Source organism: Salinivibrio sp. AR647, assembly GCF_001995415.1.
In the GTDB taxonomy this organism is placed as follows: domain Bacteria; phylum Pseudomonadota; class Gammaproteobacteria; order Enterobacterales; family Vibrionaceae; genus Salinivibrio; species Salinivibrio costicola.
The window spans coordinates 465,333-488,399 of the sequence record NZ_MUFE01000001.1; the positions used below are offsets into that span (position 1 = coordinate 465,333).

The 23,067-nt window shown below is 51.8% G+C and carries 20 protein-coding genes; 11 read left to right on the plus strand and 9 right to left on the minus strand.

From position 1 onward, the window contains the following. Nucleotides 1-14: 14 nt before the first annotated feature. Together BZG76_RS02100 and mpl are read right to left on the minus strand one after the other, a co-directional pair. Nucleotides 15-644: a flavin prenyltransferase UbiX gene (locus tag BZG76_RS02100; RefSeq protein WP_077459972.1), complete on the minus strand. Its 630-nt coding sequence runs from the start codon at nucleotides 642-644 to the stop codon at nucleotides 15-17. Continuing rightward, on the minus strand, nucleotides 634-2,007 hold the full coding sequence (gene mpl / locus BZG76_RS02105; RefSeq protein ID WP_077459973.1) for a UDP-N-acetylmuramate:L-alanyl-gamma-D-glutamyl-meso-diaminopimelate ligase: 1,374 nt from the start codon (nucleotides 2,005-2,007) through the stop codon (nucleotides 634-636). The genes BZG76_RS02100 and mpl overlap by 11 nt, the downstream gene beginning before the upstream one ends. Nucleotides 2,008-2,266: 259 nt before the next feature. Between mpl and fbp the strand changes: the two genes are divergently transcribed. Continuing rightward, nucleotides 2,267-3,289 carry a class 1 fructose-bisphosphatase gene (fbp, locus tag BZG76_RS02110; protein ID WP_077459974.1) on the plus strand — a complete coding sequence of 341 codons (1,023 nt, stop codon included), beginning with the start codon at nucleotides 2,267-2,269 and terminating at the stop codon, nucleotides 3,287-3,289. A gap of 128 nt (nucleotides 3,290-3,417) precedes the next feature. Beyond that, the gene (gene ppa, locus BZG76_RS02115) at nucleotides 3,418-3,945 is read left to right on the plus strand and encodes an inorganic diphosphatase (RefSeq protein WP_077459975.1); all 528 of its coding nucleotides are present in this window, start codon (nucleotides 3,418-3,420) and stop codon (nucleotides 3,943-3,945) included. A gap of 49 nt (nucleotides 3,946-3,994) precedes the next feature. On the opposite strand, the gene tamB is transcribed toward ppa, so the two are convergent. Both tamB and tamA read right to left on the minus strand, forming a co-directional pair. Continuing rightward, nucleotides 3,995-7,750: an autotransporter assembly complex protein TamB gene (tamB, locus tag BZG76_RS02120; RefSeq protein WP_158011310.1), complete on the minus strand. Its 3,756-nt coding sequence runs from the start codon at nucleotides 7,748-7,750 to the stop codon at nucleotides 3,995-3,997. Between the two features lie 8 nt (nucleotides 7,751-7,758). Then, nucleotides 7,759-9,462: an autotransporter assembly complex protein TamA gene (gene tamA / locus BZG76_RS02125; RefSeq protein ID WP_077459977.1), complete on the minus strand. Its 1,704-nt coding sequence runs from the start codon at nucleotides 9,460-9,462 to the stop codon at nucleotides 7,759-7,761. Nucleotides 9,463-9,625: 163 nt separating this feature from the next. Here tamA and msrA point away from each other — a divergent pair, with 163 nt between their 5' ends. After that, nucleotides 9,626-10,258: a peptide-methionine (S)-S-oxide reductase MsrA gene (gene msrA, locus BZG76_RS02130; protein ID WP_241824026.1), complete on the plus strand. Its 633-nt coding sequence runs from the start codon at nucleotides 9,626-9,628 to the stop codon at nucleotides 10,256-10,258. A gap of 89 nt (nucleotides 10,259-10,347) precedes the next feature. On the opposite strand, the gene BZG76_RS02135 is transcribed toward msrA, so the two are convergent. Further along, nucleotides 10,348-10,554 (minus strand): DUF1107 domain-containing protein, encoded by a 207-nt coding sequence (locus tag BZG76_RS02135; protein ID WP_077459979.1) that lies wholly within the window; start codon nucleotides 10,552-10,554, stop codon nucleotides 10,348-10,350. Between the two features lie 372 nt (nucleotides 10,555-10,926). Between BZG76_RS02135 and BZG76_RS02140 the strand changes: the two genes are divergently transcribed. From BZG76_RS02140 to BZG76_RS02170, 7 genes are all read left to right on the plus strand, one after another. Then, nucleotides 10,927-11,481, plus strand: coding sequence for a YtfJ family protein (locus tag BZG76_RS02140; protein ID WP_077459980.1), 555 nt, complete (start codon nucleotides 10,927-10,929; stop codon nucleotides 11,479-11,481). A gap of 99 nt (nucleotides 11,482-11,580) precedes the next feature. Next, nucleotides 11,581-11,868: a DUF2607 family protein gene (locus tag BZG76_RS02145; RefSeq protein ID WP_077459981.1), complete on the plus strand. Its 288-nt coding sequence runs from the start codon at nucleotides 11,581-11,583 to the stop codon at nucleotides 11,866-11,868. A 26-nt stretch (nucleotides 11,869-11,894) separates the two neighbouring features. Beyond that, nucleotides 11,895-12,560: a zinc uptake protein ZrgA gene (zrgA, locus tag BZG76_RS02150; protein WP_077459982.1), complete on the plus strand. Its 666-nt coding sequence runs from the start codon at nucleotides 11,895-11,897 to the stop codon at nucleotides 12,558-12,560. Nucleotides 12,561-12,601: 41 nt separating this feature from the next. Further along, nucleotides 12,602-13,297 carry an ABC transporter ATP-binding protein gene (locus tag BZG76_RS02155; RefSeq protein WP_077459983.1) on the plus strand — a complete coding sequence of 232 codons (696 nt, stop codon included), beginning with the start codon at nucleotides 12,602-12,604 and terminating at the stop codon, nucleotides 13,295-13,297. Then, nucleotides 13,294-14,553 carry an ABC transporter permease gene (locus tag BZG76_RS02160; protein ID WP_077459984.1) on the plus strand — a complete coding sequence of 420 codons (1,260 nt, stop codon included), beginning with the start codon at nucleotides 13,294-13,296 and terminating at the stop codon, nucleotides 14,551-14,553. Before BZG76_RS02155 ends, BZG76_RS02160 begins: the two co-directional genes overlap by 4 nt. A 3-nt stretch (nucleotides 14,554-14,556) precedes the next feature. Beyond that, nucleotides 14,557-15,054: a DUF3299 domain-containing protein gene (locus BZG76_RS02165; RefSeq protein ID WP_077459985.1), complete on the plus strand. Its 498-nt coding sequence runs from the start codon at nucleotides 14,557-14,559 to the stop codon at nucleotides 15,052-15,054. A 238-nt stretch (nucleotides 15,055-15,292) separates the two neighbouring features. Beyond that, nucleotides 15,293-16,195: a TIGR03899 family protein gene (locus BZG76_RS02170; RefSeq protein ID WP_077459986.1), complete on the plus strand. Its 903-nt coding sequence runs from the start codon at nucleotides 15,293-15,295 to the stop codon at nucleotides 16,193-16,195. 5 nt (nucleotides 16,196-16,200) lie between these two features. Here the strand turns inward: BZG76_RS02170 and cysC are convergent, their stop codons facing one another. The 4 genes from cysC to cysG all read right to left on the minus strand — a co-directional run bounded on the left by cysC (nucleotide 16,201) and on the right by cysG (nucleotide 20,749). Then, a complete protein-coding gene (gene cysC, locus BZG76_RS02175; RefSeq protein ID WP_077459987.1) occupies nucleotides 16,201-16,821 on the minus strand; it encodes an adenylyl-sulfate kinase in 621 nt (206 codons plus the stop codon). A 145-nt stretch (nucleotides 16,822-16,966) separates the two neighbouring features. After that, nucleotides 16,967-18,391, minus strand: a complete 1,425-nt coding sequence (gene cysN, locus BZG76_RS02180) for a sulfate adenylyltransferase subunit CysN (protein ID WP_077459988.1) — start codon at nucleotides 18,389-18,391, stop codon at nucleotides 16,967-16,969. A gap of 9 nt (nucleotides 18,392-18,400) precedes the next feature. After that, nucleotides 18,401-19,309 (minus strand): sulfate adenylyltransferase subunit CysD, encoded by a 909-nt coding sequence (gene cysD / locus BZG76_RS02185; RefSeq protein WP_077459989.1) that lies wholly within the window; start codon nucleotides 19,307-19,309, stop codon nucleotides 18,401-18,403. Between the two features lie 12 nt (nucleotides 19,310-19,321). Then, the gene (gene cysG / locus BZG76_RS02190; protein ID WP_077459990.1) at nucleotides 19,322-20,749 is read right to left on the minus strand and encodes a siroheme synthase CysG; all 1,428 of its coding nucleotides are present in this window, start codon (nucleotides 20,747-20,749) and stop codon (nucleotides 19,322-19,324) included. A gap of 288 nt (nucleotides 20,750-21,037) precedes the next feature. Here cysG and cpdB point away from each other — a divergent pair, with 288 nt between their 5' ends. Continuing rightward, on the plus strand, nucleotides 21,038-23,002 hold the full coding sequence (cpdB, locus tag BZG76_RS02195; protein WP_077459991.1) for a 2',3'-cyclic-nucleotide 2'-phosphodiesterase: 1,965 nt from the start codon (nucleotides 21,038-21,040) through the stop codon (nucleotides 23,000-23,002). The last annotated feature ends 65 nt before the right edge of the window (nucleotides 23,003-23,067 follow it).

Sequence of the window (23,067 nt, forward strand, 5' to 3'; positions counted from 1 at the left end):
CTGAACCTGATTGATTATGCTTTATCGCGAGGGCGTTGGTCATACCCCCAGCGCGGCACCAAGGTTTGCGCCGCCCCTAAGTGGTCGAGAATGCGCGCCACCATAAAATCGACCAAGTCGTCAATAGACTGGGGTTGGTGATAAAAACCCGGCGCAGCAGGCATAATGGTGACGCCCATCTGCGATAGCTTGTGCATGTTTTCTAAATGCAGCGTTGAAAACGGCGTCTCGCGAACGACCAGTAACAATTGCCCCCGTTCTTTGAGCACCACATCCGCCGCCCGTTCAATCAAGTTATCGGATAGACCATGGGCAATCGAAGACAAGGATCCGGCCGAGCAGGGACAAACAACCATTTTCTTCGGCGCTGCCGAGCCCGAGGCGACCGGCGAAAACCAATCTTCTTTACCGCAAACGATCAGTTTATTGCTATCACATTGCAGATGTTCGGCTAATATTTTCTGTGCCGCTTGCGGGCCTGACGGGAGTTTCAACCCGTGTTCGGTCGCCAGCACCACGCGAGCGGCCGAGGATATCAGTAAAAAGACCTGATAATCTTGCGCAAGCAGGCACTCCAGTAACCGTAGGCCGTATGGCGCGCCTGACGCTCCTGTCCATGCCAGCGTGATACGCTTATCCGTCATGCTTTTCTCCTTTGTGACTCAACGCACTGAGCAACTTATCGTGAATACCACCAAAACCCCCATTACTCATGATCAACACGGTATCGCCCGGCAAGGCTTGCTCACTCAACGCGACAACCAGTGTGCCTATATCAGTGTGAATTTGCGTAGGTTGAGCACAACGATCCGCCACCGCATCGAGCGACCAATCGAGCCCTTGAGGCTGATATAAAAACACACTGTCCGCACTCGCCAGCGACGCGGCAAGCGTGTCTTTATGGACCCCTTGTTTCATGGTGTTCGAGCGCGGTTCTAATACGGCGAGAATACGCCCTGCGCCGACCTTGGCTCGCAAGCCCTCCAAGGTCAGTCGAATAGCGGTCGGATGATGGGCAAAATCGTCATATACCGTGACGCCAGCCCGCTCGCCACGCCACTCAAGCCGACGCTTAGTATTGATAAATCTCTCGAGCGATTGACAAGCCAGACCCGGGGTCACTCCCACATGACGCGCCGCTGATAACGCCATCAAGGCATTACGCACGTTATGATCACCGACCAAATCCCAGTTAACCGATCCCACGAGATCACCGGCAAAGTACACATCAAATTGGCTGCCAGCTGCGTCTTTTTTCACGCTTTGCCACTGGCCATCAGGCCCCGCATACACACACTCACTCCAACACCCCATTGCGAGTGTTTCAGCTACGTTGGGATCATCGGACGGCGCAATAATCTGGCCAATCCCAGGTACGGTGCGTATCACATGATGGAATTGCTTTTGAATAGCGGCTAGATCATCAAAAATGTCGGCATGATCGAACTCAAGGTTGTTAATAACCAAGGTTTTCGGTTGGTAGTGAATAAACTTGGAGCGCTTATCAAAAAATGCACTGTCGTATTCATCGGCCTCGACCACAAAAAACGGGCTATCCCCCAAACGGGCTGACGCATTAAAATTGCTGGCCACGCCACCGATTAAAAATCCAGGCTGATAACCACAGTCTTCTAAAATCCACGCTAGCATGCTGGCGGTGGTGGTTTTTCCGTGTGTCCCTGAAACCGCTAACACCCAGCAGTCTTGGAGTAAAAAATCATGCAGCCATTGCGGACCAGACGTGTAAGGCAAACCTTGATTGAGTACGGCTTCAACACAGGGATTCCCGCGGCTCATGGCATTACCAATCACCACTAAATCCGGCTTAGGTGTAAGCTGCGCAGGATCATAGCCTTCAATGATGGCAACCCCTTGGGATTCGAGTAAGGTACTCATTGGGGGATAAACCTGGCTATCTGAGCCTGTCACTTTGTGCCCCAATTGTTTTGCCAGCATGGCGGCTCCACCCATAAAGGTGCCGCAAATGCCTAAAATATGAATATGCATGGCCTTCACTGTATTGTTGGTTACCCAGCCGTTGGACGCGGGCCATTATTATGCCTTGGATTAACGCTTGGGTCTTATCGCTTGCGCGCATATGACATGGTTTTTTATGTCGCGATCACACTTCCCTGGCCTCATCCATTTCTTCAGTACGATTAAAAAGTCACGAGCGCTAGAATGACAACGATTTCAAGAGGCAGACCACTGCCCACTTAAATGCCATTGAATTAGAAAGACAGTTCATCATCACTAAGGATTGAGAATGCCCGACATTAAGACCCTCGGCGAATATATTGTTGAGAAGCAACACGCGTTCCCGCATGCCAGCGGCGACTTATCTTCTTTGCTTGCCTCGATTCGTCTCGCCGCCAAAATTGTCAACCGTGAGATCAACAAAGCGGGCTTGGTCGACATCGCCGGCGCTATCGGCACAGAAAACGCACAAGGTGAAGAACAACAAAAGCTCGACGTTTACGCCAACGAAAAGTTTAAAGCTGCGATGGAGGCTCGCGACCACGTTTGCGGTGTCGCGAGTGAGGAAGAAGATGAAGCGGTCATCTTCAACAAGCAACTGAATCGTAATGCTAAATATGTGGTATTGATTGACCCGCTTGATGGCTCATCAAACATTGATGTCAATGTCTCCGTCGGCACCATTTTCTCCATTTATCACCGTGTTTCACCGGTCGGCACCCCCCCTACCGAAGACGACTTCCTGCAACCGGGTCATCGCCAAGTGGCTGCCGGCTATATCATTTACGGCTCATCCACCATGTTGGTTTACACCACAGGTGATGGTGTGCATGGTTTTACCTATGATCCATCGCTGGGTCTGTTTTGCCTCTCTCACGAGAATATGACCGTTCCTAAAGAGGGAACGATTTACTCGATTAACGAAGGCAACTACATCAAGTTCCCGCAGGGCGTCAAAAAATACATCAAATACTGTCAAGAAAACGTCCCTGACGAGAAACGGCCGTATACGTCACGCTACATTGGCTCTTTGGTGGCCGATTTTCACCGTAATCTGCTAAAAGGTGGCATTTACTTGTACCCGAGTACCCTAGCTTATCCAAATGGTAAATTGCGGTTGCTGTATGAGTGCAACCCCATGGCGTTTATTATCGAACAGGCCGGCGGTAAAGCCACGGATGGGATGCAGCGAGTGATGGACATTGAACCCAAAGAACTTCATCAGCGCGTTCCCTTCTTCGTTGGCTCTAGTAATATGGTGGATAAAGTCGGCGAATACCTGGAAACCTATCCTGATCATGAAGACAATTAACGCGTATTAGCAAAAAGAATGCCGCGCTTTTTTATGATGACGAGGCGACCTGGTAGGTCGCCTCTGTTATTTTCACGCTTGGCGGTTATAATTGGCACACACTGTTTGATTTAACAAAAGGACATTCCATGAGCCTGAACCAGGTCCCTGCGGGCAAAGATCTGCCTGAAGATATTTATGTGGTGATTGAGATCCCAGCGAATGCTGATCCAATCAAGTACGAAGTGGACAAAGATAGCGGTGCGGTATTTGTCGATCGCTTTATGTCTACCCCAATGTTTTACCCATGTAACTATGGTTATGTAAACCATACCTTGTCACTTGACGGTGACCCGGTAGACGTACTGGTTCCAACCCCATTCCCTCTCGTACCCGGTTCAGTAATCCGCTGCCGTCCAGTGGGTGTGCTAAAAATGACCGACGAGTCTGGTGAAGATGCCAAAGTTGTCGCAGTGCCTCATAGCAAGCTGACCAAAGAGTACGATCACGTGAAAGACGTGAACGATCTGCCTGAGCTACTCAAAGCACAAATCACGCATTTCTTCGAGCGTTACAAAGAGCTTGAAGCCGGCAAGTGGGTCAAAGTCGATGGCTGGGCCGATGCACAAGCCGCAAAAGACGAAATCCTGTCTTCTTTTGAGCGCGCACAGAAATAATCGAGCGTGTAACTGAGACAGTAAAGGCCCGCTCTATCAGCGGGCTTTTTTATTTAATCTCAAACTGATAAAGCACATCGACCGCTTGGTCAACACCCGACACCGCTTCTAGGTAAAGGTCTTTCATTAAACGATAGCGCACAGTAAATACCCCAATCGCATCGAAGATCCCGACCCCATATTTCACTTCCAAATCCGGTAAAATATAGCCTGACACTTCGACCTTTTGTTCGTCGCCGGCACCCGCGGTATCTAAGGTGAGATCCTCAACACCAAAGGCTTGGCCGATCTCTCCTACCAATTTTCCGCTTTGCGCTAACCCAATACCAATCAGCATCGAGGTCATATTGGCATCGCCGGCGCCAGCATCCAGCGCTCGGCCACGCAATAGATAAGATAAGGCATTCGCCTGCGAGCCAGCCGGATCCATAAATATATCCGCAACCGGATCATCGGCCGGGCCACTCAAGCGAATACCTGCGATCACATCCCCCTCTATTCGCTCTGGGTTACGAATCGCTTCCACTTGCAGGTAGGGTTGGTCGGCAGGGCCATTAAACAAGATTTCCCCTTTGCGGATAATCAAGTCTTGTCCGAACGAGCGATACGTTCCGTCTAGTAAGCTGACATTCCCGACAATTAATACACCTTGCGGGTTGTTTTTGATATTCAGTTCACCGGATAAGCGCGACTTTAAACCAAAGGCTGCGAGACTAACGTCATCCCCCAGTGCTAACTTTACATCGGTGACTAGGTTAAACGGCATCGGCTCGTCTTGTTCTGCACTTTTTGGCGTATAGTCTTGGTTTAACAGCACCGTATCGTCTGACACCGTCACCGCTGACGCAGGTAAGTTTTCGACTTCTATCCGTCCCCAAGGCACATGAATATCACCACGAATCGCGACCTGGTCAGGCGTCGCAGAGACGGTAAGATCTGGCGCGACATCGAGCTTTACCATTGGGGGAAGGTTAACACGTAACGTATCACCCGATACATTCAAGCCAAATTGCCAATCATCAATGCGGGGCCATTGGCCATCGCCTTTTAGTGTTAGCGGACCCTCAGGCGTGATTAACTGCCCATCCAGTTGCCCTTGTTGCCCATCAACCGTCAGAGCCAATTGCCCGTTATCTACATCCACCGGTGACGATAAGCCTTTCATCCGCAGCCCACTGACCGTCATGCCGCCATACACTTGCGGTAACGTTAGTGGGCCTTCAAGACGTAAATTCGCATTCACTTCACCATTCATATCCGCTTGTTTATCGTTTCCGAGCAAGGGCTCAAGCTTGGCCAATTGCACAGCAGTCACGGTAAGGTCGCCAGTAATCGTAGGTGTAGGGGCCAATAAATCGGTTAGGGTAAAGCCAGACGCAAGGGTGCCACCATCATCCAACGTCAGAGCAAGCGCCCCTTGTAATTGGTCATTGTGCCAGCGTGCATCCATGTTCGCGTGTTGCCAGTCAATGACTAGTGGCCTTTCTGCTTGCTGACGCAGTGCACCGTCGGTGATATCAATCGAGGCGCGTACATCTGGCGAGGCGTCAGGCTGCCATCGAGCGTGAACGGCTGCATTGGCACGTGTTTCAACTTGCCATTCCGGCGGCATGAACGCCSCAATTTGCTTCGCATCAAACCCTTCAATATTGGCAACGACCTCTCCTTGCTCACCAATATAGGCCGGTTGTGATAAGCATAAAGAAGTGGCTTGCCACTGCCAGCAATGCTCGCCGACCTGGGTTTGCTTATCGGCGAAAGTAAACGCAATGGGCGCCGCGGTTTGCTGCACGATGTCGCCAATGTCTTCTACATTCACCCGCGTATCGAGCAGTTGCCCTTGCCAACCGGACTCGCGCGCCAGCGCACCTTGAATACTCAGCACGCCAGAGGTAGGAACGCCTTGCCAGCGTAAATCCAGCTGATGCTCGGCTTCATCACCGCGGACGGTAAGATCTAAGTTCTCTAAACGCAGCGTTTGATAGCGCCCTCCCAGTACAGACACATTCAGGTTGCCACCTAAGGTATCCTTGAAGGCCAGGGCGCCGTCTAAGGTAAGCTGATTGATGCGAAGATCTTGCCAGCGCAACTGCTTGGCATCGACGGCCAGTTTGGCATTGGGATGGGCAAAGGGCCCGCTCAGACGCGCATCGCCACGAATCACACCAGTTAACATCGGTAATGATTGAGACAGGTCAGCAATATCCACCGATAGCCCCATTTGCCACTCGTCACGCACTTGTCCTTGTGCAGTAATACGGTTAGGGCCGTGGGAAAACGTCAGACCGGAGGTAGAAACGCTAGGTTGTCCATCGCCATCACGATCATGGGCATTGAGCGCGCCAGATACCGAAAGGGGGAGTTGCTCAAGCTCACCATGAACAACCAAGGTTGGCATAGATACATCCCAGCCACCCTGTGGCGTTAAGCGCCCACGATGACTCACGGCGCCGGTGAGATCACCATTCACCTCAGGCCATTGCCGCTGAGGCTGAATATGGGCAAAGCCTAACTCGGCTTGCCAAAAAGGCACGCTGGACCAATCCACGCTGGCGCGCCCAGCAACAGTACCACCGAGTGTTTGTGCCTCAAATTGCGAGAGCTTGAGCGCCGAGAGGCTACCTTGCCCGGCAAGGTTTAGTTGTGTTTTCGGCACCTCAGGACCGTCGACGTCACTTTGTAGCCCCAGCTGATAGTCAGATAAGTCACCATCGGCGTGAAAGTGTAGCTCGCGTAATGCCGCGATCGCTTTCCCCGTCAGCGGCCACGCCAATGCCTCGCTATCCAATTGCACGGCAAAAGGTAAGTTCGGTGCCAGCACGTTTGCTTCTCCCTCAAGCGTCGCCGTCACCGGGCCGCGCGCGCTCGCGTTTAGCTTAAGCGCGGCAAGACTTCCTGAGGCCGACAGCGATAAAGCTTGGCCTTGGAGCGATGCCAAGTTCGTGGTCAACTGTGTTTCTAAGGTCAGTGGGTACTCACCTTCCAACAGAATATCGCCAGAAAGCTTAGCCGTGCCCTGAGGGGCGGCCACCGAAAAATGGTCAATCGTCACTGCACTGCCCTTGACGGCGCCGACGAGATCTAACGAAGAAAAGGTATGGACTGTACCGGCGTCTATACGAGTATCGCGTAGGCTAAATTGCTCAACATTGATATTTAGCGGCACATGAATAGACGGCAAGCGGAGCCCTGGATAATGAAAAGGGGCACTCGAGGCGTCGCTATCAGGTTTACCAACCGCACGGTCGGTGTTTTCTTGATCACTGTCGTTGGTGGGCAGGGTAACCACCAGCTGCTGCCACTCTGTGGGCGATAAGGTTAAGGTGTCTCCCTCGACATGCACACCGCCTTGGAGCTGCTGCCAGTCAATCGCCTGTCCCGCCACCTGAATCGCCACATCATTGAATGCAAACGCGTTAATATGTATCGGTAGCGGCGATTGGATCCTCGCGGTAGACGGCTCGGCGGCGGTGTTGTCATCGCTTGGCGGGAAATTAAGTGCAAGCGTTACCCCTTCAGCCGCCAGTTGTTCGACACAGATTGATGGAGTAAGTAAGCACTTACCTTTTATCTCAATCCCCAGCTTATTAGCGACCAATTGGATTTGCTCATCCTGATATTGCAGACCACGAAGCTCAAAGCCGGTCAGCAAAGTGCCCTCGGCTTGATCAAGCGATAATGCAGGTACAGCTTTCTGTGCCCCCCACACTCCAATTTGTAACCCGATCGGCGTAAATAAGGTGGTGGACACCAAACCTACCAGCGCAAATATCGTGATTAACAGAATCAAAGTTAATTTAACCAACCACCGGCTCATAATTCAGGCCCCAACGTCAGGTGCACACGAAAGTCGTCATCGTCATTATCAAAACCATGGGCGACATCAAGGCGAATCGGGCCCACCGGTGATGACCAACGAATGCCTGTCCCGGCTGCGCGCTTCCATGACAAATGGTTGGTCCATGCATCGCCGCCGTCAGCAAACAACGCCCACCACCAATTGCCACCAAGACGATACTGATATTCTAAAGTCCCGGTTAACATATAGCGTGCACCACTTAACTGACCGCTGTCATCGACAGGCGAGACGGTTTCATAGCCATAACCACGAATGCTGTTATCCCCCCCAGCGAAAAAGCGTAATGATGGTGGTGCTTCACGAAACTCCTCGGAAATCAGGGCGCCACCATCGACCCGGAGTAAGCCACGATGATTCTTATTTAAACTGCGAATCCAAGCACTACGACCTTGAAGTCGCAGCAAGCTAATATCCGACAGCCACGCGGGATCGGCTGCCTCCAGCGTCAGTGATTGCTTGTCTCCCCAATGCGGCATCAGACCACCACGCACGCGCGTTCGGGTAACGTTGACGCCCGGCAGCACCACGCTGACGATATCTTCATCTTGCCCTTGGCTATAGTTTTCGTACAGCCAGCGCAGCGATACACTGCGCTGCCAGCCGGTATCATAAAGCCAGTGTCGGGAGACAGAGGTCGTCGCTTCAAAACTGGTGGTATCGCGTTGGTCTGTATTTTTTAACCCCAGCTGAACTTGATAATATTGCCGTGAAACATCGTGAAGCGGCACTTTATAGGTAGAAGTAAGGGTTTGCTCTGGCTGAGAAACCGCCAGTGATGTGCTCAGGCTATGCCCCCTTGAATTATACCAAGGCTTACGCCAATTAAGCTTAAGACGCGGACCAATGTCGGTGGAATACCCCACCCCAGTTTCAAACTTGTTGCGTGCTTCCGGCGTCAACGTCACCTTGATCGGCACTTCATTGCCCTCGGCGTCTTCCATATCCGCTTGGACTAACGCACTGGCAAACCAGCCCGTATTTGCTAACGCTTGGTTAAACTCGCCTAAGTCAGTAACTTGATAGAGATCACCTGGTGAAAAATCTCGCAGTGTATCAAGTCGCTTATGCTGGATTTGCGAGCCTTGATAATCGATCGCACCAAAATGATAACGCTTGCCACTGGCAAAATGCAGACGAATAAAGGCTTGCTGGCGGTCAGGCGCAACTTCGAGCCGGGCTTGCGTAAAACGACCATCAAAATAGCCCTTTTTCACGGCTAAGTTCTGGATCTGACTTTTGAGTGACTCATAATCACCGTGATTGAGCCGATGACCAGGTTGCGGTCCTTTCGCTTTAAGCGAATGAAAGTCATCATCCATCGCAGCTTCACCGGAAAAGACGACATCGACTTGCGCCACGTTGACCGGGGGGCCAGGATTAACGGAGACAACCAGGGTATCGCCCTCTGGCTCGTTCAGCGTGATTTTTGGCTGATAGTAGCCTACTGCCTGGAGTGCTTGTCGGACATCGCGCTCGACACGCGCCTTAAACCGATACGACCCATCGCGTTCTTCGGGCGCGATCGCTGCCAAATAGGTTGCTACATTTTGTTGCGCCTCCCCCTCGAGTCCTTGGAGCTCAACGTCAAGGCTCGCGCGTACCCAGCTAGGTAGCAGTAAAAAAGCGATCGCAATAAGGGAGAGTTTACGTATCTTCATGCAATGAGAACCATTACTAGGGTGCCGCTCAACAAAATTGATGATATCTTGCCATATTACGCGTTGAGCTGGGCTTGATGCTAGCGCCATTCACATCAGTCCACACCCAAAGCGGTTTCATATAACACATAACGCTTTTCATCACAGCAGTAAAAGGATGCCTATGTCGATGCAATCTTCGTTCAGCCAACCCGATAATGCGATTGCGGATCGTGCTGATGCCATCACGCCCACCGAGCCACATGCCGTATTTGGGCAACCTATCACAACGGCCCCAGCGAACGGTCAGAAACAGGTCATTTTAGGGATGGGCTGTTTTTGGGGAGCGGAACGCAAACTCTGGCAACAGCCAGGAGTAGTCATGACCTCTGTTGGCTACTGCGGTGGGGTAACACAACACCCGCGCTATCAAGATGTTTGTACGGGTCAAACTGGCCACGCCGAAGTGGTTAATGTCATTTTTGACCCGAGTGTCACCAGTCTGGACGCTTTATTGACGATCTTTTGGGAAAACCACGATCCAACTCAAGGGTTGCGCCAAGGTAATGACGTGGGCCCACAGTACCGTTCAGCCATTTATTACTGTGATCCTGCCGATCGCGCGACGGTAGAAGCCAGCTTTGCCGCCTATCAAGCCGCTTTAAAAGCAGCGGGCAAGTCGGATGCCGTCACCACAGAGATCGCCCCCGCAGGTACTTATTTCTTAGCAGAAACAGACCATCAGCAGTATCTGCACAAAAACCCCCAAGGCTACTGCGGCTTGGGTGGCACCGGCGTTTGCTTCCCGCCACAATAGTCTGAAGGCACGCAAAAGTCTGAAGACACGCAAACTCAGAGATAAAAAAAACACGTCATTAGACGTGTTTTTTCTGCATCGCACGTTTTTTATGCGGTGATGGCCATCGATTTAATTTCTTTATTTACTTCGGTCATGACCGAGAGTGCACGTTTATCACTGTGTCCTGGAGGTAGCAAACGCCCACCATCAAACTCAAACGCGCCGACACCTTCAATATAAAGTCGGCCCTTAAAAAATCGTTTCACATATCGCGCAATCTGGGTTGGTCGATATTGACGAAAGATGCGAAGCATAGGGATCCCTTTATTTCTCAACCAAGTCTGATGAACAGACCGAAACAGTAACAACGCACTTTCACCGTTTCTCGGTAAATTATGTGTTACCACCTTGGAGCACCGAATATTATCTGGCAATCTCCACGTACAAAGCTAAGCAAGCAAAGTGCCATCTTATTCTGATGACAATCACAGTATTAGAGCCTGCTTACCAATAGAAGTTCCCGCTTTAGAAAAATACGTTTTGGTGCACAAGTTCGATCGACGAAGAAAAGTCCGATCTTGCGCACGGATTAACCCTTGGCACTTGGCACAACGCACTGTCTGGCGTAACCATAGATAACTTGGCACCGAATGCCAAATAATGACCACAGACATGGATGATAAAGAATGAACAAAACCCTACTTGCTCTCACTTTTGCGTTATTCACAGGCACCAGTTGGGCGCACACGATCCAAAACGGTGCACCTTTACCGTCAGCCAAGGTCGCCGAGCACGGCGAACTAACCTTGAATGGCGACGATATCGTTTATCAAGCTTGGCAAACCGAACAGTTGCAGGAAAAAGTACGCGTGATCCAAGCTATTGCTGGACGCAGTAGCGCCAAAGAAATGAACGCCCCCCTCATGGCGGCAATTACCGCCGCGGATTTTGACGATGCACGCTATCAAACCACCACCATCATCAATCAAGATGATGCCATGTGGGGAACTGGCGGCTTTGTAAAATCGTCAGCCGAAGACAGTAAACGCGAATTTAGCTGGTCATCGATTGTGCTCGACGAAAATGGCAGAGTCGCAGAGGCATGGCGCTTAAAAGAAGAGAGCTCGTTGATTGCCGTACTGGATGACAAAGGCATGGTGCGTTTTGTAAAAGAAGGCAAGCTAAACGAGGATGAAGTGAATCAAGTTGTCAGCTTGGTGACAGAGCTGGTAAACCAATAATCATATCGCGGGCAAGGCCCGCGCTTTCATTTCAGACTTGGCGTTCAAGGCTACAATTGTTATGTTATCACATTACTTAATAACCTCATGGACGTCTGGATGACTCGGCGAGTGCTCGTCAACCTGCTATTTGTATTGGTGCTTAGCCAAGCCGGACTGTGGGCGCACCATCAAGTCGACACCTTAGCTCCGAGCCATCACAGTGAGCATTGTGGTGTCTGTCATCTCATCCCACCAGCAATACTGGCTTCCAGTATCGTGACACCGACGCCCACCTATGCTGCCAATACCCTCATCGTTTGGTCAAAACCTCAGCGAGCTTATCGTACCGCTATAGCCTTTTCGGCGCGCGCCCCACCGAGTGAAATAAATGCCTTCATTATCTAATTCATTTATTCACGAGGAGAAACCACATGAAAGCTCGTTTATTACCCAGCGTTATCACTATGGCCATCGCGACCACCTCTGCAGCAACATTAGCCGATGAAGCCAGCTATCAGTCGTTCGATGCCCACGTCCACGGGGAGGTAGCACTGAGCCTCGCCCAAGACGGTGAGCGCGTATTCATTGAGTTAACGGCCCCCGGCAATGATGTGGTCGGCTTTGAACACCAGCCTAAAAACGCCGCCGACCAGCAAGCGGTCGAAGATGCCTATGCGCTTCTGCGTGATGGTGGGAAACGCTTCCAACTTGCTGAAGCAGCGAATTGCCAGCTTGCCGAGACCAAAGTCACTAGCAGTTTTGACGACTACGACGAGCATCACAACCATGAGGAGCATCATGGTCACGATGAACACCATGACCACGACGAACATCACGGCCACAATGAACACCACGGTCATGACGAGCACCATAACCACGACGAGCACTACGGCCATGACGAGCATGATCAGGGTAACCACAACACTTTATCCGTGAACTACCAATTCGTTTGCCAAAACCCACAAGCCTTCACCGAATTGAAAACGGATTGGTTTAGCCTGTTCCCCAACACAGAAGCCATCAAAATTCAGGCCGTTACCGATGATAAGGTCTGGGTTGATACCTTGATTCGTGCTAAGTCGCACATCCAGTGGTAGTGAAAAAAGGAGGCGGGGCGCATCCAGTGCCCCTGTCAGGCATGATAACCATCAAACAACTAGGTTTTACGTGGCCGGGCCAGCCGCAACCGATCCTTGATATCGACAGTTTTGCGGTCAATGCTGGCGAGCATATATTTTTACAAGGTCCCAGCGGCAGTGGTAAATCCACCCTGCTAAGCCTGATTGCGGGTATTCATATCCCCCAGACGGGTACGCTGACGGTCAATCATCAAGCGCTAACGGCACTGAATGATCGCGAGCGTGATCAATTCCGTGCTAACCACATTGGTTATATTTTTCAGCAATTTAATCTGCTGCCTTATTTATCGGTGATCGATAATGTCACCGTGCCGCTGCGCTTTTCTCACCTGCGTCGTCAGGCGTTGACACGATCGCCTCATCAAGAGGCCGCCACCTTGCTCGACCAATTGGGCTTACCCACAAACTGCCACCACCAGCCGGTCACCGCGCTGAGTATCGGCCAGCAACAACGGGTCGCGGCGGCGCGGGCGCTGATTGGTGCGCCGGCGTTAATTATCGCTGACGAGCCGACTTCTGCGCTCGACGCTGACACCCGCAACACCTTTATTCAGTTGCTTCAAGACCGCTGCCGAGAAGCCAACAGCAGCTTATTGTTTGTCAGCCATGACAGTCAATTAGCGCCCTTGTTTGACCGTGATGTCTCGCTTCCCGCGCTGAATCGCGCCATGCGTCGCAAGGAGGATCAGCAATGATTTCGCTATTGGGACTTGCGGGGAAAAGCCTGAAAAATCGCCGCGCCACCGCATTGCTTTCTTTGCTGACCGTCACCATCGCCGTGGTGCTGTTACTCGGCGTCGAAAAGGTGCGCACGCAAGCGAAGGCCAGCTTTGCCAACACCATTTCCAACACCGATTTAATTGTGGGCGCCCGTTCTGGCTCCATTAATTTGCTGCTCTATTCCGTGTTTCGAATTGGTAACGCCACCAACAATATCGGCTGGGAAAGTTATCAGCGCCTTCGCGAGCACTCAGATGTGAGTTGGACCATCCCCATTTCACTCGGGGATTCTCACCGTGGCTTTCGCGTACTCGGCACCAGCAATGATTACTTTTCCCATTATCAATATGGTCAAAAACAACCACTCGTCTTTCGCCAAGGCGGCCCATTTTCCGGTCTATTTGATACCGTGATTGGCGCCCAAGTGGCGAAAGATCTGGGATACAAAATGGGCGATAACCTAGTGATTGCTCATGGACTGGCCGATAAAAGCTTTAATCAACACGACAATTTGCCATTTACTGTCACCGGTATTTTGGCGCCCACCGGCACGCCCGTCGACCGCAGTGTGCATGTGTCGCTCGAAGCCATAGAAGCGATTCATGTCGGCTGGGAAAGTGGCGCACGACTTGGCCAAGGCCTCACTCAAGCCCAAGCACAGCAGCGTGAATTACAGCCCGAGCAACTCACTGCAGTCATGGTGGGTCTGAACAGTAAAATCAAAACGTTTGCCGTCCAGCGTTGGGTCAATACTTATCCACGCGAGCCATTGACTGCCATCATGCCCGGTATTGCCTTGCATGAGCTATGGGACATGATGCGCGTGGGCGAGCAAGCGCTATTAGTGATCGCTGGATTTGTCGTCGTTGCTGGATTATTAGGCATGCTCTCCAGTCTGCTCACCAGCCTGAACGAGCGTCGACGAGAAATGGCAATTTTACGGGCAATGGGCGCACGTCCGGTACATATTATTCTGCTGTTGGTCAGTGAGGCGGTTGCCATCACCCTGGCGGGTATCATCTTAGGTGTGCTACTGCTTTATGGCGGTCTTGCGCTCACCCAGCCCTATATTATCAGTGAATTTGGCCTGTTCTTACCGCTCGACTGGCCCTCTTATTATGAATGTTTGTTAATGGTCGGCGTGTTTATCGCTGGTCTCGTGGTCGGCTTAATTCCCGCTTGGCGCGCGTACCGACAAACACTGTCCGACGGCATGACAATGAAGGTATAACCCATGAAAAAACGGATAACGCTCCATCTTATCGCCTTGCTTAGCGGCCTTTTGAGTTCGCTTGCTTGGGCAAGCAGTGAACCACTCATGCTCGATTGGATAGATTTGATTCCTGAGCACGAACGGGCACAGTTTGATAGCCGCGGCATGCCAGACATTAGCCACGACGGTGATAACCCGCAAAGCTTGGTCGGATCGGTTCGCCCTGAACTCAATAATAGCCAAGTTAAAATCCCCGGCTTTGTGATCCCGTTAGAAGGTGACGATCAACGGGTGACCGAATTCTTGCTGGTCCCTTTTCTTGGCGCCTGCATCCATGTGCCACCCCCACCGCCCAATCAAATTATTTACGTAAAGTTTGCCGATGGCGCGCCGATTCAAGAACTATGGGATGTGGTTTATGTCGAAGGGACACTCAATACTGAGCATGTCAGTCATGACTTGGCAGAGGTGGGATATGTACTGCAAGGTACAACGCTAAGCGCCTACGACGACGGATAGATTTCTATCAATCAGTGAGCTTGATCGGCGCCGACACCATTGTCAGACAATATAATGAGACAATATCGCCAGTGCGCCGATATAAATGGCGATCAACAGTAAATTGATGGAGTTAGGTTTTTGCCTTCGCACACGCATCCCTACGCTTAATAGATAACACCATAATGTTAACAAATTTAATCATTAATTAACATATTTGCCAGCATAAAATTTTGCTGACAATCAGTGTGAGAACCGCATGGCAGAGCAAGACAAACCCGTGGTCGTCGACGCCCACCCAGAGAAACGGCAACACCAAGATCACAGCTATAAAGAAGATGCCGATCTACGCGGCAGTAAAGGGCGACTAAAAGCGATTGCGAGCGAGTATCAAGTTGATGCTCGCTTACAAGACGTGGAGCAAGAGGATCTCGCCCATCGCAGCGCAAACCGCCAACGCCAGGTGATGCAAAAGCAACAAGCCAACCTCGAAGCGATCATTGCTCATACCTATGAAAGTTGTCACAGTGAAACGGCACAAACCCCCGATCCGGATTGGCTGGTACGCTTTTTCGACTTAGCCCGCAATATTCACGGCTATGCGATGCAACAGCTTTGGGCCAAGATCCTTAAACAGGAAATATTGCGTCCGGGAAGCACCTCGATCAAAGCACTCACCCTTTTAGAAACCATGACCCAACGCGAAGCGCAAGCACTGCAACGCGCCTGTGCATTGTCCAGCACCTTTGGCCAAGACAGCACCAAAAAGCTAGTCACCGGTTTTCGTCGTCGTCAAGGCTTGGTGCAACTGCTACGCCCAGAGCCGCCCCATAAGCTCTCTCTGGGTCACTATCAACTGTCTTACACCGACTTAATGCTGTTGATGGACTTGGGGCTGATCCTGCGCACTGAGCTCGAATCCGGCGTGATTGAAATGCATCCTGCCATGCCATTTACACTGCAAGACACCCAGTATATGCTCACTCCGCTCCACAAAGGGATGCGTCTTTATTATTACCGCTTTAGCCCCACTGGCCATGAGCTAGCAAAACTGGTCGGTAAACGCGTGCATCCCGATTACCACCACGCCATTTGTGCGTTGCTCGCCGAAGGCTTTGAGATGCACAGCGACATTGGCGATACCGTCAACACCCATGCGTGATACCTTTAGGTGCGCAGCACTCCCCGATCGCGCAACACATCAAGGCAGACCGCCACATGCTCAGCAACACGCTGATCGCCAGTTAAATGAATCGCCGGTGCGTGCGGTGGTTCATAATCTGACGATATGCCGGTAAACGCTGGGATCTCGCCAGCACGCGCTTTTTTGTACAGCCCTTTTGGATCGCGCTGCTCGCACACCGCCAGCGGCGTATCGACAAAGACTTCGATAAACTGCCCCTCAGGCAAACGCTCACGCACCCTCTCTCGCTCCGCGCGGAATGGTGAGATAAAAGCACTGAGGACAATCAGACCAGCATCGGTCATCAACTTAGCCACCTCGCCAATTCGGCGAATGTTCTCGGCTCTGTCCTGATCGGAAAAACCCAGATCGCGACATAGGCCATGGCGAATATTATCGCCATCCATCAAATAGGTATGGTGCCCTTCGGCTACCAAGGCCGCCTCTAGCGCGCCAGCAATGGTCGATTTTCCCGAGCCAGACAAGCCAGTAAACCAAAGCACCACGGGCTGCTGCTGCTTTTGTTCACTGCGCGTTGCTTGATCAACACTATGTGCATGCCAGATCACGTTGGGATCGGAAGACGATATAAAAGATTGCGTCATAAATAGTCTCTCCGTCCGCCATGCCAAAATACGTGTGTTATCACGATTCACCTATTCTCTTATCATTGCCTTGATGAGGCCTCGTATCGGGCTAGCGAATGATGTGGCTAGCCCGATATAGGGCTTATTAACACTCAGGTATTATCTATCCCAGCTGACCAAGATCCCGCGCTTGCCAATGCGGAAAGTGCTTGCGGATAAGCTGGTTTAATTCAAGCTCAAACGCTGAGAACGACGAGGTGGTTTGCGGCTGCGTCTCAGCGACATGACGAATCATCCCCGCGCCGACCGTCACATTGGTGAGACGATCAATCAGGATAAAGCCACCGGTATTCGGACTGTCGTGATAGGTATCCAGCGGCACCGCTTCGCTTAGGGTCAAGGTGCAACGACCAATGCCATTGAGCGGCAAGGTGTCTGCGTCATGAGTGTTAAGCGTATTAACATCGACCCCATACGACAGCGCCTCAACCTGCGCTGAGGTTTTCTTGCTGGCCAACTGAATATCGTATTCGCGCCCCGGTGCCAGTGGGGTTTGCGTCATCCACACCACGTCGGCGTCAAATCGTTGACCCACCGCCACGTCATCATCCGCTCGCACCAAGAGATCGCCACGCGAGATATCAATTTCTCTATCTAAAGTGAGGGTGACCGCTTGACCGCTAAAGGCAAATTCACGATCACCGTCAAAGGTGACGATGCGCGCGATCTTCGCGGTAAGCCCAGAAGGGAGTACCTTAACCTCATCGCCCACATGCAACTCGCCACTGGCAAGGGTACCTGCGTAGCCACGGAAGTTCAGATCCGGTCGATTGACATACTGCACCGGAAAACGGAACGCGCCCGTCCCGCGCGATTTTTCAATGTCGATGGCTTCTAGCTGGCTGAGTAGCGGCTCGCCTTGATACCACGCCATCGCGTCACTGGCATTGACCACATTGTCGCCTTCCAGCGCCGACAAGGGCACCATAGACACTGACAAGCCGGGATTGAGCTGATCGGCAAACGCCAGATATTGCTGTTGAATTTCATCAAACCGAGCTTGACTATATGCCACCAAATCCATCTTGTTCACCGCTACCACAAAATGCTGAATACCCAGCAAGTTAGCAATGTACGAATGACGGCGGGTCTGATCCAAGATGCCGTGACGGGCGTCGATTAAGATCACCGCTACATCACAGGTCGACGCGCCGGTGGCCATATTACGGGTGTACTGCTCATGGCCTGGGGTATCGGCGATAATAAACTTACGCTTGGCGGTGGAGAAATACCGGTACGCCACATCAATGGTGATCCCCTGCTCGCGCTCGGCTTGCAGGCCGTCTACCAGTAGCGCCAGATCCGGTTTCTCCCCCGTGGTACCGACACGCTGGCTATCGGCATGGACAGCAGCCAGCTGATCTTCATAGATCTGTTGCGAGTCGTGCAGCAAGCGGCCAATCAAGGTCGATTTACCGTCATCGACCGAGCCACAGGTCAAAAAGCGCAATAAACTTTTGTGTTGGTGCTGTTGCAGATAACCCTCAATACCCAGATCGGCCACCTGTTGTTGAATTGCTGGATTCATGACTGCTCCTTAGAAATAACCCTGACGCTTTTTGCGCTCCATGGATCCGGACTGATCGTGGTCGATCGCCCGCCCTTGGCGTTCACTTGAGGTAGCGACCAACATCTCTTCGATGATCTCTGGCAAAGTGGTCGCGGTGGATTCAATCGCCCCCGTGAGCGGGTAGCAGCCCAGCGTGCGGAAACGTACCGATTTATGCATCACGGTTTCCTCGGGTCCAATCGGCATCCGCGCATCATCGACCATGTACAAGGTGCCCTCACGCTCCACCACCGGGTGTTCAGCCGCCAAGTAAAGCGGGACAATATCGATATTTTCCAGATAGATGTATTGCCAGATATCGAGCTCGGTCCAGTTAGAGAGCGGAAACACACGAATGCTCTCGCCCGGGTTCACTTGGCCGTTGTAGTTGCGCCACAGCTCTGGCCGTTGATTTTTCGGATCCCAGCGGTGGTTCTTATCGCGAAACGAATAGACGCGCTCTTTGGCGCGGGATTTTTCTTCATCTCGACGCGCGCCGCCAAACGCCGCATCAAACTTATGTTGATCCAGCGCCTGCTTCAGCGCTTGGGTTTTCATGATGTCGGTGTGCTTGTCGGAGCCGTGATCAAAAGGATTAATCCCCTGTGCTATTCCTTCTGGATTTTTGTGCACAATCAGATCTAGCCCCAGCTCTTTAGCGGTGCGATCGCGAAAGGTAATCATGTCGCGAAACTTCCAATCGGTATCGACATGCAACAGCGGAAACGGGATCTTGCCGGGGTAAAAGGCTTTGCGTGCTAAATGCAGCATCACCGACGAATCTTTACCAATTGAATACAGCATCACGGGGTTATCAAACTCCGCTGCGACTTCCCGCAGTATATGAATGCTCTCGGCTTCCAACTGCTGGAGGTGAGTCAGTGTTTTTGCGTCCATCTTCATTATCCTTTAAGCGAAGTTAACCACGGCGGTTGGCGCTTGCGTGGGATCAGCATCGGTTGCCACATTATCATCACCAAACCAAGTCAACTGACCGGCGAGGGCCGCGACTTCGCCCACTACGATTAGGGCTGGCGACGCCGCTTGCTCAGCCAGCGACGGTAAATTATTGAGTTGACCGGTAAAGACTTTTTGCTCTGGACGGGTGCCGTTTTCAATCACCGCCACTGGCGTCTCCGGTGAACGGCCATGAGCCAAAAGCTGGCTTTGAATATGGGCCGACTTCATTAGCCCCATGTAGATCACCAAGGTTTGCTGCGCGCGTGCCAAGGTGGCCCATTCCAGCGTGTCTTGTTCTTTTTTCAAATGGCCGGTAATAAACAGCGCCGTTTGGGCGTGATCGCGATGGGTTAGCGGAATACCGGCATACGCCGTTGCCCCTGCAGCGGCGGTGATACCAGGCACCACTTGAAACGAGACTCCGGCGTTGGCCAGTGTTTGTAACTCCTCGCCACCACGGCCAAACATAAACGGATCGCCTCCTTTTAAGCGCACCACCCGTTTTCCCGCTTGGGCATGCTCCACCAATAGACGATTGATGTCGTCTTGGCTAACACTGTGGTAGCTCGCCCGTTTGCCCACGCAAACCAGCTCTGCATCTCGGCGACACAACTCCATAATCGGCTCAGCGACTAAGTAGTCGTATAACACCACATCGGCTTGCTGCATCAATTGCAACGCGCGCAAGGTCAATAGCCCAGGATCCCCTGGCCCAGCGCCAATCAAGGCCACTTCGCCTTGGGTGGTGATTTGTCCACTAAGCTGTTCAAGCGCCTGCTCGGCTTGCTGGTGTTTGCCCGCCGCGACTAAATCAGCAAACCGGCCACTAAAAGCGGCTTCCCAGAATTTACGCCGCCCCGTTAAGGTCGGAATGCGTGCTTTCAGTTTGTCGCGAAACGCGCCCGCCATCGCTGCCATTTTGCCGATATGTTGGGGGACCAAGGTTTCAATTTTTTCACGTAGCATCCGTGCCAATACCGGTGCTTTACCGCCCGACGAGATAGCAATGATAATGGGGGAGCGATCAACCAAAGAAGGGACAATAAAGCTACATTTAGGGGTGTCATCGACGACATTGACCAAAATATTGCGGCTGTCAGCGGCCGTGGAGACCAGCTCGTTGACGAGGGCATTATCGGTCGCCGCAATTGCCAGCATGTTTCCATCCAGGTGTTCGGGACGAAACGCCTCGCGCAACACCCTCAACTTTCCTTGCGCTTGCGCCTCTTCAATTTCACGGTCGACCTCAGGGGCCACTAAGGTGACCGCCGCCCCGACTTTGAGTAGCATGCGGGTTTTTCGCCATGCCACTTCGCCGCCGCCCACCACGAGGCAAGGACGATGTTTCAGCTGAGCAAAAAGAGGAAGATAATCCATGATCGCGCATTTCCTTGATGACAATACCGCCACTATATCGCCCCACAACTATTACCTGAAATTCTATAAATTCATTTTTTATTCTTTTTAGTGCTTTAGGAGGGAGTGGAATGGGTAAGGCATCGGGTCAATAAAACAATGACTGCGATCGCAAAGCGCTCAATTGCCGCCTCAGAGCCTTGAAACGGTTCGATAAAGCCGATCAAGCGCACAGCTTCATATGAATGATAAACGGCATAATTCAATTGCTTGATAACTAACGCACACTTTTCACTTGGAGATCCTGTTATGCGTTTGCTCCCTTCTGCTGTCGCCACCGCGGTGGTTGCCGGTCTGTTTGCCGCATCTGGCAGTGCCTTTGCCGATACCATCAACCTGCGTGTGATTGAAACCACCGATATTCATACTAATGTGATGGATTACGACTACTACAAAAACAAGCCGTCACAAAAAATCGGTTTGGTCCGCGCCGCGACCGTGGTCAAACAAGCTCGCGATGAAGCACAAAACGCGCTATTGGTCGATAACGGTGACCTGATCCAAGGCAGTCCAATGGGCGATTACATGGCGAGCAAAGGTATCCAACCTGGCGAAGTGCACCCAGTGTACAAAGCGATGAACTTGCTCAATTATGAAGTGGGAAACATCGGTAACCATGAATTCAACTATGGCTTGGCCTTTTTAAAAGAGTCAATCAACGACGCTAACTTCCCGTACATCAACGCCAACGTGTTTGATGCCGATAGCGGCGAGCACTACTTCGACCCGTATTTAATTAAAGAATACCAACTCAAAGATGAAGACGGTGATAGCCACACCATCAAAGTCGGTTACATCGGCTTTGTCCCGCCGCAGATAATGACTTGGGATAAAGCCAATCTCGAAGGAAAGGTGATCGCCAAAGACATTAAACAAACCGCAGAAAAGTTAGTGCCGGAAATGAAAGCCAAAGGGGCCGATGTGGTCGTGGCTATTCCTCACTCAGGTATTTCACAAGCGCCTTATAAAGCGATGGCAGAAGATTCTGTGTATTACCTCACGGATGTCGACGGCATTGATGCCATTGCCTTTGGTCATTCACATGCCGTCTTCCCTGGAGAAGACTTCGCCAATATTCCCGGTGCGGATATCGATAAAGGCACGATCAATGGTGTGGCCAGTGTGATGGCCGGCCGCTGGGGCAGCCATGTCGGAGTGATAGATCTGGCGCTCGAGCAAGTCGATGGTCAATGGCAAGTCACCGACAGTCAGGCTCAGGCGCGTCCGATTTTTGATCAGGCGAATAACAAGGCCTTAGTCGAGGCCGATGAAGCTTTGCTTAAGGCTGTGGAGTCAGACCATAAAGCCACACAAGATTTCGTCAATCAGCCAATTGGTCAAGCTAATGATGTGATGTATTCCTACTTGGCCCTGCTTCAAGACGATCCGACCGTACAAATCGTTAACCTCGCACAGCAAGACTATGTCGAGCGCATGATTCAAGGGGACCCTGACTTAGCCGATCTGCCGGTGCTGTCTGCCGCCGCGCCTTTTAAAGCCGGTGGTCGCAAAAACGATCCGAGCAACTTTACCGAAGTGGAGGCGGGCCAACTGACGTTCCGTAACGCCGCCGATCTTTATCTGTACCCGAATACCTTGGTGGCACTGAAAGTCTCTGGTGCCGAGCTTACCCAATGGCTAGAGTGCAGTGCCGGCCAGTTTAACCAAATCGATCCCAACACAGAGCAGCCCCAGTCACTGGTGAACTGGGATGGATTCCGCACCTATAACTTTGATGTCATTGACGGTGTCGAGTATCAGATTGATATCACCAAGCCTGCCCGCTACGACGGAGATTGCAATGAGGTCAATCCAGACGCGTCGCGAATCATCAACCTGACCTATCAAGGTGAGCCGGTTGACCCTGAGCAAACCTTCCTGATAGCGACCAACAATTACCGTGCTTATAGTGGTAAGTTCCCAGGCACCGGCAGCGACCATATCGCCTTTGCCGCGCCGGATGAAAACCGTACCGTGGTCGCCAACTACATCAGCCGTGTGAGTCAAGAAGAAGGCCAAGTCACAGTGAGTGCGGATAACAACTGGTCCATCGCGCCTATCGAAGGCGACGCTGTGGTCAGCTTTGAAACCTCACCAAGCGAGAAAGCGGCGCAATTTATCGAGCAAAAAGGCCAATGGTCAATGCGCCGCCAAGGCACTGATGAAGTGGGATTTGGCGTTTATCATGTTGATTTAAGCCAGCCTCGTCAGTAGCTGGTTAACGACACCCACTAAATAGCTTTTGAATACCGCAGCCTGTCTGCGGTATTTTTTTACTT